The 10,070-nt window shown below is 57.9% G+C and carries 10 protein-coding genes and 2 pseudogenes; 7 read left to right on the top strand and 5 right to left on the bottom strand.

Annotated features, from left to right (window positions below; translation table 11 throughout):
* Positions 1-63 precede the first annotated feature (63 nt).
* Complete coding sequence (locus M8523_RS31515) at positions 64-423, top strand: recombinase family protein (protein WP_282588807.1); 360 nt, start codon at positions 64-66, stop codon at positions 421-423.
* 12 nt (positions 424-435) lie between these two features.
* Positions 436-528: pseudogene (locus M8523_RS31510) on the top strand (recombinase family protein); the annotation flags it as partial.
* Positions 529-592: 64 nt separating this feature from the next.
* On the opposite strand, the gene M8523_RS31505 reads toward M8523_RS31510, so the two are convergent.
* Positions 593-1,126 carry a hypothetical protein gene (locus M8523_RS31505; RefSeq protein WP_282588805.1) on the bottom strand — a complete coding sequence of 178 codons (534 nt, stop codon included), beginning with the start codon at positions 1,124-1,126 and terminating at the stop codon, positions 593-595.
* Between the two features lie 952 nt (positions 1,127-2,078).
* Here M8523_RS31505 and M8523_RS31500 point away from each other — a divergent pair.
* Together M8523_RS31500 and M8523_RS31495 are read left to right on the top strand one after the other, a co-directional pair.
* Entirely contained in the window at positions 2,079-4,070 is a 1,992-nt protein-coding gene (locus M8523_RS31500) for a putative bifunctional diguanylate cyclase/phosphodiesterase (protein WP_282588804.1), read from the top strand.
* 55 nt (positions 4,071-4,125) lie between these two features.
* Positions 4,126-4,377 (top strand): annotated as a pseudogene (locus M8523_RS31495) (hypothetical protein); the annotation flags it as partial.
* 218 nt (positions 4,378-4,595) lie between these two features.
* Here M8523_RS31495 and M8523_RS31490 read toward each other — a convergent pair.
* The 3 genes from M8523_RS31490 to M8523_RS31475 form a co-directional block, all read right to left on the bottom strand.
* Entirely contained in the window at positions 4,596-5,651 is a 1,056-nt protein-coding gene (locus M8523_RS31490; RefSeq protein ID WP_282588803.1) for a sensor histidine kinase, read from the bottom strand.
* Between the two features lie 482 nt (positions 5,652-6,133).
* Positions 6,134-6,547: a response regulator gene (locus tag M8523_RS31480; RefSeq protein ID WP_282588802.1), complete on the bottom strand. Its 414-nt coding sequence runs from the start codon at positions 6,545-6,547 to the stop codon at positions 6,134-6,136.
* 186 nt (positions 6,548-6,733) lie between these two features.
* Positions 6,734-6,982 carry a hypothetical protein gene (locus M8523_RS31475; protein ID WP_282588801.1) on the bottom strand — a complete coding sequence of 83 codons (249 nt, stop codon included), beginning with the start codon at positions 6,980-6,982 and terminating at the stop codon, positions 6,734-6,736.
* Between the two features lie 407 nt (positions 6,983-7,389).
* Here M8523_RS31475 and M8523_RS31470 point away from each other — a divergent pair, with 407 nt between their 5' ends.
* Both M8523_RS31470 and M8523_RS31465 read left to right on the top strand, forming a co-directional pair.
* A complete protein-coding gene (locus tag M8523_RS31470) occupies positions 7,390-7,581 on the top strand; it encodes a hypothetical protein (RefSeq protein ID WP_282588800.1) in 192 nt (63 codons plus the stop codon).
* 446 nt (positions 7,582-8,027) lie between these two features.
* Positions 8,028-8,690: a Crp/Fnr family transcriptional regulator gene (locus M8523_RS31465; protein ID WP_282588799.1), complete on the top strand. Its 663-nt coding sequence runs from the start codon at positions 8,028-8,030 to the stop codon at positions 8,688-8,690.
* A gap of 128 nt (positions 8,691-8,818) precedes the next feature.
* Here the strand turns inward: M8523_RS31465 and M8523_RS31460 are convergent, their stop codons facing one another.
* Positions 8,819-8,977, bottom strand: a complete 159-nt coding sequence (locus tag M8523_RS31460) for a hypothetical protein (protein WP_282588798.1) — start codon at positions 8,975-8,977, stop codon at positions 8,819-8,821.
* Between the two features lie 227 nt (positions 8,978-9,204).
* Here M8523_RS31460 and M8523_RS31455 point away from each other — a divergent pair, with 227 nt between their 5' ends.
* On the top strand, positions 9,205-9,987 hold the full coding sequence (locus M8523_RS31455) for a Crp/Fnr family transcriptional regulator (RefSeq protein WP_282588797.1): 783 nt from the start codon (positions 9,205-9,207) through the stop codon (positions 9,985-9,987).
* The last annotated feature ends 83 nt before the right edge of the window (positions 9,988-10,070 follow it).

Genomic DNA, 10,070 nt, shown 5'->3' with positions numbered 1-10,070 from the left:
CAACGCCAAGGAGGCTCCCTGAATCATATCGGATTTCAGGCCGTCAAATAGCTCACTGATTTCATGCGTAACCCCTGGGGTAAAAGCCGAGATGGACGGGACGAGCTGGCAACGGTCATGGATTTCATCCGCCCCGGTGATGAGCTGGTGGTCGTAAAGCTCGATCGGCTCGGCCGCTCAACGCGCGACGTTCTGAACCTCGTGCATGAGCTGGAAGAGAAGGCCGCCGCGCTCACCGTGATCGAGCTAAGCTTCTCGACCAAGGATGCCACCGGCAGCATCCTTGTAACCGTGCTCGGCATGGTGGCCGAGATGGAGCGCAAGTTCATCCGCGAGCGCCAGCAGACCGGCATTGAGGCGGCGAAGGGCAGGGGCGTTTACACCGGCCGAAAGGCGACGGCGCCAGTCGACAAGGCTCGTTAGCTTCACGCGTCAGGTATGGGGCCATCCGCGATCGCTAAGGAAACCGGCTTGAGCCGCATGCACGTCTATCGGCTAACCAAAGATCTGGCGGCGGCGAACGCCTGATTGCGAGGATGAGCTCTTTTGCGACACTTGCAGTTAGCTGCACTGGGCGATGTCGTGTTGGCTATCAGGTCATCGGCGGAACGAACGGGTGCCCAACGTGCTTGAGCCAAGCAACGGAACAGCGACGTTTCTCCCGAGCGATCCGAGCAATGCGAGGACGAACATGACAACCATCGTCAAGATGCTCAAGGGCGTCGCCATTGTCACTGCCATGCTCGCGCCGCTTGTAAGCGCCGCGCACGCGCAGGACTACGAGGGAGACCCCGCGTATCACCGGCCGATGGACGATGGCGACCAGAGATTTCGGCGTCGCCACGACGACCGCGATCAGGGCGATCAGGGCCGGGACAATGGCCCTCGGCGACACCGCGGTGACGACGCGGCAGATATTGCCGCAGGTGTGATTGGCGGGCTTGCGGGATCGGGCGCTGCCAACGCATACGGCTCTGGATGTCACTTCGAGCGCCGGCCCGTCCTCAATGAGGATGGGGACGTCATCGGCCGCAGGCGAGTGCGGGTTTGCGACTGAGCGCCATGTGCATTCTTTGAAGACCAACCATGGCATGCTGGAACGACAAACGTCGAGCTTCGCCTTCATTGTCCATCAACCCTGACCGGTCTCGCGTGAACGGCACCACGACATTATAGGTCACGTTCGCCATCGGATTTCTTCAAGCTGTTAGATCGCCATGTCATAGTCGAGCTGGAGCTGTTGCGGCTCTGAGCGGTGCTTCTGCAGCGCAGTTGCGAGGTGAGGATCGACCCCAAGATCCTGACGGATGAGTCCATGCGATCATCGTTGACGCGGACACTCCCGTAACGGACACCGTTCGCCCGTGTCGCGGTCTGATCCCTATGCCCGCATCAGTGACGGCCAAGCCGACCATCGCTTCGCGCAAGCAGGCCGAGGTGGCCAGGTTCAAACTGGCTCGTTCGAGACCAACCAGTCAGCCAAATCACGTGAGACCCACCTCGGCGGAAGGGTCGTAAGGTGGATTGAAGCTGGCACCTTGCCGGACGGCATGGGTTGCAGGATTAATGGCTATACAGTTTCGTAAAGGTATTTTCACCTGATGTAAGCACATGCAGGTCTCAATCAAAACATCGTGATTGATGGACCATCCATGACGCAATCCGTAACGCCCCTGCCCGGATCGGCCAAACAGGCCAACTTTGGTTTAAGATCCTCGATGCAGCGTCAAACGTTTAGGAGGATGGCTTCGGTTGGCCTCGTGGTCGTGCTGTTTGGATTGCCCGGCTTTGCGTTCTGGGGCGCCGTTTCCACCTTTCGCGCTAGTAAAATGGCACAAAATGCAACTGCTTTGAGCGACGCGCTCGAAGAAGCGAGGTATGCGGTCGGGGAAGAAGAGTCGCTGGAGCGTAAGTATCGTCTCGAACCTGGTGCTGAAGTCCGCCAAAAGCATACGCACGCTGGCGAATCCATGCTGGACGCCATCGCAAAGGCCCGCCCTTTGGCGGACGTCAAAACCACGGTCCTTATCGATCACATCCGCAGCAGGCATGATGTGTACCGGTCAGCGATCAACCGCATGTTCGCAGCAATCGACGCGGGCGATGTGGCGAAAACCAATGCCATCGACTCGGACGAAGTGGATCCCATCTTCGGTGAGATCGGCGAGCAGATCTCGGGCGCCGCCGCCGCAAGTCGCGCGAACTCGGATCAACATCTGCACGATTTGGCCGTGATCCAAGCCCGGGTGCTCTTCTCGACACCGCTTGTGTTCACGTTCGGTCTTGGATTGGTGGTCTTCTTCTGGCGTGTTCTGGTGTCCTACCAGGATCAGGTGAAGCGGGCCGTTGAGCGTGAGGCCGAAGCCGCACGTCGGAACGAGCAACGGTTCCGCGCGCTCGTTCAGAATGCGTCCGACCTCGTTCTAATCTGCTCACCCGACGGCACGGTCTTTTACCAGAGCCCTGCGACGCATGGACCTTGGGGGTACACTGACGATGCGCTGCTGGATGAGGCGTTCACCGGCCTTGTTCACCCCGAAGATACCGCTGCTGCGCGTGATCTCTGGGACCAGACGCAGGCGGTTCGGGGCGCTACAAAGGCGGTCGAGTTACGATGCCAAAACGCGGCAGGCGCTTGGCGTCACGCAGAACTCATCCTGAGCAATCTTCTCGATGAGCCGGCTGTGAACGGACTGATCGCGACGGTGCACGACATCCAGGATCGCAAGATCTTCGAGCAGCAACTGACGCAGCAGGCATTCTACGATGGTCTGACCGGCCTTCCCAATCGCGCCCTTCTCTGCGACCGGATCAAGCAAGCTCTGGTTCGCACCGGGCGTCGGAATACCAATGTCGGATTGCTGTTTTTGGATCTGGACAAGTTCAAGATCATCAACGACAGCCTGGGTCATCAGACGGGCGATGAACTTCTCATCGAGGTTGCGACACGCCTGAAGGCATCCGTGCGGGCCGAAGACACGGTCGGCCGCCTCGGCGGTGATGAGTTCGTGGTTCTTCTCGAAAACATCGCGGACGATGTTTCCGTCCTGCCCGTCGTCGAAGCCATCAAGAAACAGTTCGGTCGTTCTTTCTTGCTTGAAGGCCGGGAGATCGCGGTGACGGCGAGCATCGGCATCGCATTTGGTGACGCGTCTCGCGATCAGGCCGACAGCCTGCTGCGCAATGCTGATCTTGCCATGTACCGCGCCAAAGCCGCCGGCAAAGGCCGTCACGTGATTTTCGACTCCAGCATGCAGGTCGATACACTCGCGCGGCTCGAGTTGGAAAACGATCTTCGCGCCGCAATCGATGGGGGCCAACTGCGGGTCCACTATCAGCCGATCGTCCCCTTGAAGTCCGAGCGCGTCACCGAAGTCGAAGCTCTGGTGCGTTGGCAGCACCCGACGCAGGGCATGATCTCCCCCCTGGACTTCATTCCCCTCGCGGAAGAGACAGGTTTGATTATCCCGCTCGGTCTCTGGGTGCTCAAGGAGGCCTGTCGCCAAGCTGCGATCTGGCACGCTCAGTTTCCCATCGATCCGCCGGTCGTGATCAGCGTGAACCTTTCGCCCCGACAGTTCCAGATGCCTGATCTGGCCGAAGAGGTCGAGCGGACGCTTCAGGAGGCCGGGTTGCCAGCGCGTTATCTGAAGCTCGAGATCACCGAAGGTACCATCATGCTGGACGTCGAGGCGACCATTTCGACGCTGTCCCGATTGAAAGCCATCGGCATCAAACTCGCCGTCGATGATTTCGGCACGGGGTATTCGTCCCTGGCCTACCTCAAGCGGCTACCGCTGGATGTTCTCAAGATCGATCGCTCTTTCATCAAGGGGATTGCCGAGAACGCAGAAGACAAGGCGATCGTCCAGGCCATTCTGCTGCTTGCCAAGTCGTTGAACCTCGAGGTGACAGCCGAAGGGATCGAGAATGCGGAACAGGCTGCGATGCTGAATAGCTGGCAGTGTGAGCGCGGACAGGGCTACTATTTCGCAAGACCGATGGAAGCGGACAAGGCCACAGCGCTGCTAGGCCGGCTCGGCCTAAGCCCTTTACCGCGAGTCGCTTAATGAGGGGCGCCGAGGCTTCGAGCGCCGAAATGAGGTCAACCGGACCGTCGCCGACAGGCACAGGCGAGGCGAAAGCATCAAGGCGATCGTTCGAACCACCAGTCTGTCGCGCCAAACGGTGCGCCGGATTTTGCGAGGAACGCGAGACGACATCTTTCGCTCCCGAGAAAGCTCGATCGATCGCTGGGCGGACCGGCTCCAGGCCGAGTGGGACGGTGGTTGCCGCAAGGGCGCCGAGCTGTGGCGCCGTTTGAAGGCGGCCGGCTTGGGCCTGTCGCAAAGTTTTCTGGCGCCTGGTTTCTGCTGAAATTTCACTCTGCTATGTCTGTTTTTTACAACCTTGGAGTGCATAAATTTTTATCTGGAGAATGTAAAAAACATTACAAGTAGAACAGGACTGAGTCCTCGAGCGCTTCATTAGGAGGCCGAGAAATTTTGCGACAGGCCCCTCGTGCCCCGGGAGCCGTGATGCTCTCCGGAAGAAAGGGAGGCACACACGCACATCCTCAAAGGAGAGAAACGGCTCTATACCGGCTGTCTGAGATGAAGAATGTTTCCGTTCGATGCGACCATCTGCGTGTGAACCAGCGATACATCTGTTCCAGGATGTCGATCAGCGACACCAATCCGCGCATCGAGTTGTCGCGCAAGCGCCTCAACGATGCTGGTGCCCAATCCGGGAGCGCCTCTGTTGAGCGGCATTCCGATGCCGTCATCACGGATAGAAAGCGTCCAATCAGTTCCATGCGACCGGAAATCGATCTTTATCGTGCCGGTCCGACCAGCCGGGAAGGCATGCTTCACTGCATTGATCACAAGCTCCGTGACAATCAGACCTATGCAGACGGAATTGCCACCATCGAGAACGCTATGATCAGCGGTGACCCTTATCGAGAGCTGGTCATGGTTGCCGATGATCGACGCGCTGAGGCTCTGACAGAGCTGAGTGAGGTAGGTCCCCATCTCGACCGTGTCGTCGTCCGAGACTGCCAGATGCTTTTGCAAGGCAGCGATCGAAATCACCCGGTCGTGCGCGGTATGCAAATAGCCCCGGATCTCGTCAGACTGAACATTGCGGGCGCTCTGCATGATCAGGCTGGCGATAATCTGAAGACTATTGGCGATCCTATGTTGAATTTCCATGATCAGGACCGCCTTCTCCCGCAGCAGGTCATCCTTGAGTTTCTCGGATCTTCGGATATCCGTCACATCGGCGATCGCAACCAGGAGACGGACGTTTTGTTTGTCGGCGTAGACGAGCTTTTGTACGTTGATGATGAGGTGTCTCGTCCCCAGTTGCGGACTTTTGAGCTCCATTTCATAGGCGTCTACTGCGGCGTTTGCGGAGGCCGTTGCCTTAAGCAGTGACTGAAGACGCGGCTCAGCCCATTCCCCAGCGCCAAGCGCAAAGATCGGTTGACCATCAACGCTGGTCGGATCGAGCCGGAAGTCGCGGCAGAAGGATCTGCTCGCCTTAATCACTGTGAGTTCGCCGTCGAGAACAATCAATGGAGTTGGCGACGACGCGATCACCGCCAGAGCTAAATCGAGAGCGGCATCAAAGGGAGGCGGTTCAACCATTTGACTCCCCTTTCGGGGTAATCGGGGGCTCGCGGAGCGAAAGCCACACCCGATGAATGCTAGTGATCTCAGGTTGTGGCAATGGAGTGAGTATAACATAGATTAAGTCGACGCCCGCGTTATTTTCTAACGAAGTAGCTTTCGCCAAAGAGGGCCTGTCGATCGCCGCTTTCTATGCCGAGAATGAGAGCAGCGCGAAGCTCACACGACCCAAGCTGTTCCGTCTCCTCTCTGACAGCCATGCCGGCGATCTCCTGCTGATCGAGCAGGTCGCCTGGCTGTCCCGCTGTAAGCATCCGACCCGCACCGCAGGCGTGTGCTTTTCCCGGCGCGGCGGGATGAGGCCGACTTGATGAGGGCTTCTGCGGTTCGGGCATCCTTCCAGTTCCACGGTAGCATCTCGTCTGCTTGGCCGGGTGATCGGGCAGCTTGGCAAGAACCCAGGCGAGCCAGGCCTGCGGATAGACGGTGACCAGAGCGTTTCAGTTCGCCTCTGACATACGTTTTAACGGCGCGGGCTTTTGTCCATCCGGTAGGATCTCCTGCAAATGCCCGTGCACGGTTTCGGCGCTGAAAGGCTTGGCAATAAAATGCGCTCCCTCGGGCAGCTCGCCAGGTGCGGGTTTGACATCGCCTGACACGACAACGATCGCGATATGCGTCCAGGATCGGGCCGTCTCTTGGGCAAGGACAAACCCGTTTTTGCCAGGCATCTGAACGTCGGTGAAGAGCAAGGCAATATCGGCGTGGTGCTGCTTCAACAGCTCGATCGCCTCACCGCTATTGGCTGCTTCGAGCGTCCTGAAACCGACATTGTCCAGCAGCTCGACAATGTCCGTGCGGAGAAGCGCATCATCATCCACGATCAGGGTATAGGGGGCGAGGTCGCTTTCCATCCGAGCTAACCCCTCGACATGAGTAAAGTTCAGCCAATTAGCCGAACTGCTAGAGAGTCCCAGGCACCGTGACGCGATATTTTGTTCGAGGCTAGCGCCGCGTGCATTCCGGCGCGCGAGGGAGCCCCGCCCCTTGCCCCCCGGCTAGCCATGCTCTGCAGCGACACAATAGGCTTGGATCTCGGTCTATCTCGCCTTGACACCCGGCGGCAAAAGCGCGATCCGCGTTTTCACCATCGTGACTGAACTTGCCAATTTTAACCGGATCAGCGCCTCGCCTTCATCGCTGGAAAGTCGGCCGTCCATCGAAACGCCCTTGCCGGTAATGTCACCGGGGAACAATTCTGCCTCGTCACTTGCCTGCCAAAAATCGACTGACCAGTCCGCCCGCATCCCAAAGCTCAACCGCATGCCCATCGACAAGCAGACGCGCATGCTGGATGGCCTCGTCATCATCCTTGGCAGAAATGGGAACTGGCGGTGCGCCGACTTTCCCGAGACCTGAGAGGATGTAGGCGTGGTAATTGGGCAGGGATCGAGACGGGTCTGAACGATTAGGCATGGCTGCGCTCCAGCAAAAGGCGAAAGCTCACGCTCTTCCTCTTGCCGAGTGCAATCGCACTCCCGCAATGGAACTGCTTACACCTAAGTTAGGCAAGCGCCCCCGTCGATTTCGAATAGTCACTATTCGTTTTTGCATACCCCTACAGAGGAGATTTGATTAAAGCCAGGGTAACTTATTTAAAATAAATCTTCTAATCACATTCGTCGCTTAAGATACCTGAATTGGAGCGCCATCGTAACAGATAAGTATCCCTACGTTGTCTGAGGAGGATAATTTTATGAACGACAATCTTGGTCCAGATACTTTTTCGCATCAAAAACCCTCACAGGTCGACCGCTCTCAGTTTATGGCGGATATTGATTTACGTGAAACAGCTGTACGGGCAGTGACAAAGCCTGAAAGCTTGACCATGGGAGAGATACAGGAAGTTGCTTGGGCGTTTTTGCTGCGATTGAAACGAGAACGCTGAAACGCCGTGAGTGGTCTTCGATTCATTGCAGGTATGAGTCCAAGCAGAGCCTTCAAGCTGTCCTTTGGCCGTGGTGAGCCACGGCGACAAGCAGGCGCACCGCTCTCGTGATGAAGGGCTGTAGGGCCGCCTGCCTGTCGCCAGGCTGTGGATCGGCGCGGGGTCCTGACGCCGATAGGCGCCGTAACTACCTGAATCATCAAAGCCGGCAGGGTCCCGTGCCAATTCTGTTTCATAGCCTGGGCCTCAATCCGAGCCTCAATGGGCATCTGGGCTGTAAATCGTCCGGCACAGGCACCACATGGTGCTGATCGAGGCACCCGTCCGGCGCGCCTACGACTGAGAGAGACCAGCACTCCCGCCCGCTCAGAGCGAGGAGTGCTGTTGTGGCGCTTTCCCCATCGTCGATCGTTCGCAACCGTCTCCTCGCCTCTCTGCCGTCCGATGTGCTGGCCGGCCTGTTGCCGAAACTCACCCCTATCGTTCTTGCTTTGCGGCAGCCGCTCTACCATCCGGGTGCGGCCATCGAGGCCGTCTATTTCCCTGAGATCGGCATGATCTCCCTCGTCGCCAACCTGGACGACGGCATGCAAGCCGAAGTCGGCGTGATCGGCAATGAGGGCATGCTCGGAATTTCGCTTTTGGCGGGTGTCGATACGCCCTTCATCGAATGTATGGTCCAGCTTCCAGGCACCGCGTTGCGGATGACGGCCAGGGACTTCCATCAGGAGCTCGAAGCGAACGCTCCCTTTCGGCGGCTCCTGCTGCGTTACAGTGAAGCCCTGCAAGCCCAGGTTATGCAAACGGCGGCCTGCAATGGCCACCACGGGCTGGAGCAGCGCCTCTCGCGTTGGCTCCTGATGGCACATGATCGCGTCGATGGTGACGACCTGCTCCTGACACAGGAGTTCATTGCCATGATGCTTTCGACACACCGTCCTAGCATCACCGTGAGCGCCCGCATTCTTCAGCGAGCCGGGCTGATCCAGTATCAAAACGGCCGGATTGTCATTCTCGACCGTGCCGGCCTCGAAGCCGCTTCCTGTGAATGCTACGGCGCGGTGCAGCGACGGTTCTCAAGCCTGCTCGGCACAAACATTTCTTTATGAGGTACGAAACCGTACAGCTTAAGCTGGATCAAGGTTTTACCTCTTGAGACGATGGTTTCCAGCTTGAGGCTTGGACCGTCTGCTTGCTGTGGGGGAAACAAGCGATGCGCGCGACGCCTGAGATGCCTTCAGTCCTTCTCATCGAGGATGAAGCCCTCATCGGCCTGGAGTTGTGCGAAACCCTCGTTGAAGCCGGATACGAGGTTTTGGGTCCAGCGCACACCTTGGCCGGAGCTCTGTTTTTGCTCCAGCAGGGGACCCCACAGCTCGCGATCGTCGATATTCACTTGCGAGACGGCCCCTGCACTGAAGTCGCAAACCAGCTTCGGGAGCGCGGCGTGCCCTTCTTGGTTCATTCCGGGTATGGACGTCATTCAGCCGATATGCCGGGGTTTTCTGGCGCGCCCTGGTTGGAAAAACCGGCCTCACCACGCGAAATTATGATCCTGCTTGAGCAGTTGTGCAGATCGACACATTCAAGAGAGCGGAGCTCTTGCCTATGCGACAATGACGGATGAAATCTGTATCTAATGTCGCCGCGTTCAGACCAGCGATTGCGTCGGTCAGCCAGAGATCTCAATTCGATATTGTAATTCGTAAGCTGAGATCATTTGATCATGTAGCGGACGAAGACGTCAGTGTTCTTGCGAGCGCCGTGAGCGGAACGCGGTCTTTCGACACCTGCGCCAGCATTGTGACCCCAGGCAAGACACCGCCTCACATCTCAGCACTCCTGGAAGGATGGGCGGGGCGCTATAAAATCTTGCGCAACGGTGCCCGCCAGATCACAGCACTTTATCTGCCGGGGGATTTCATCGACCTCCACAGCTTCCTCCCGACGAAGACGGATGACGGCGTCATTGCCTTCTCGGGGTGCAAAACTGCTCAGGTGTCGCACGAAAGCCTTCAACAAATCACGGAAACAGAGCCCCGTCTGACTAGGCTCCTGTGGAGGAGCACGCTGGCTGCCGCAGCGACGCATCGCGAATGGCTGACCATCATGGGTCAGATGTCAGCCGGCGCTGGTACTGCGCACCTCATTTGTGAACTCTACACCCGCCTCAAAGCCGTGAGACTGGCTGACAACCACAGGTTTTGTTGCCCGATCACGCAGCTAACCCTAGCTGACACGCTCGGCCTATCGACTGTGCATTTGAACCGTTCCATTCAAGCACTCCGGGCCAAGAACCTAATCCAGTGGCACCGAGATAAGGTGACCATCACGGACTGGGATCAGTTGGTTGACTGGGGCGAGTTCGATCCAACCTATCTCCAAATGAACGAGCCGGTCGGATAAATTGCGCCGCAAGCGCTCGTGGCGCAGACTGGAGGCGTCTCCTGTCGAGCTTGGCAAGCCATTGGAACTGCCTCTGCCCTCTC

The organism is Lichenifustis flavocetrariae (assembly GCF_026130545.1).
In the GTDB taxonomy this organism is placed as follows: domain Bacteria; phylum Pseudomonadota; class Alphaproteobacteria; order Rhizobiales; family Beijerinckiaceae; genus Lichenihabitans; species Lichenihabitans flavocetrariae.
This window is presented reverse-complemented; position numbering and strand designations above follow the sequence as displayed.

Coding starts and splice junctions, on each gene's coding strand:
- M8523_RS31515 (WP_282588807.1), top strand. CDS start 64: ATGCGTAACCCCTGGGGTAAAAGCCGAGATGGACGGGACGAGCTGGCA.
- M8523_RS31505 (WP_282588805.1), bottom strand. CDS start 1,126: ATGAAGGCGAAGCTCGACGTTTGTCGTTCCAGCATGCCATGGTTGGTC.
- M8523_RS31500 (WP_282588804.1), top strand. CDS start 2,079: ATGTTCGCAGCAATCGACGCGGGCGATGTGGCGAAAACCAATGCCATC.
- M8523_RS31490 (WP_282588803.1), bottom strand. CDS start 5,651: ATGGTTGAACCGCCTCCCTTTGATGCCGCTCTCGATTTAGCTCTGGCG.
- M8523_RS31480 (WP_282588802.1), bottom strand. CDS start 6,547: ATGGAAAGCGACCTCGCCCCCTATACCCTGATCGTGGATGATGATGCG.
- M8523_RS31475 (WP_282588801.1), bottom strand. CDS start 6,982: ATGCGCGTCTGCTTGTCGATGGGCATGCGGTTGAGCTTTGGGATGCGG.
- M8523_RS31470 (WP_282588800.1), top strand. CDS start 7,390: ATGAACGACAATCTTGGTCCAGATACTTTTTCGCATCAAAAACCCTCA.
- M8523_RS31455 (WP_282588797.1), top strand. CDS start 9,205: ATGAAATCTGTATCTAATGTCGCCGCGTTCAGACCAGCGATTGCGTCG.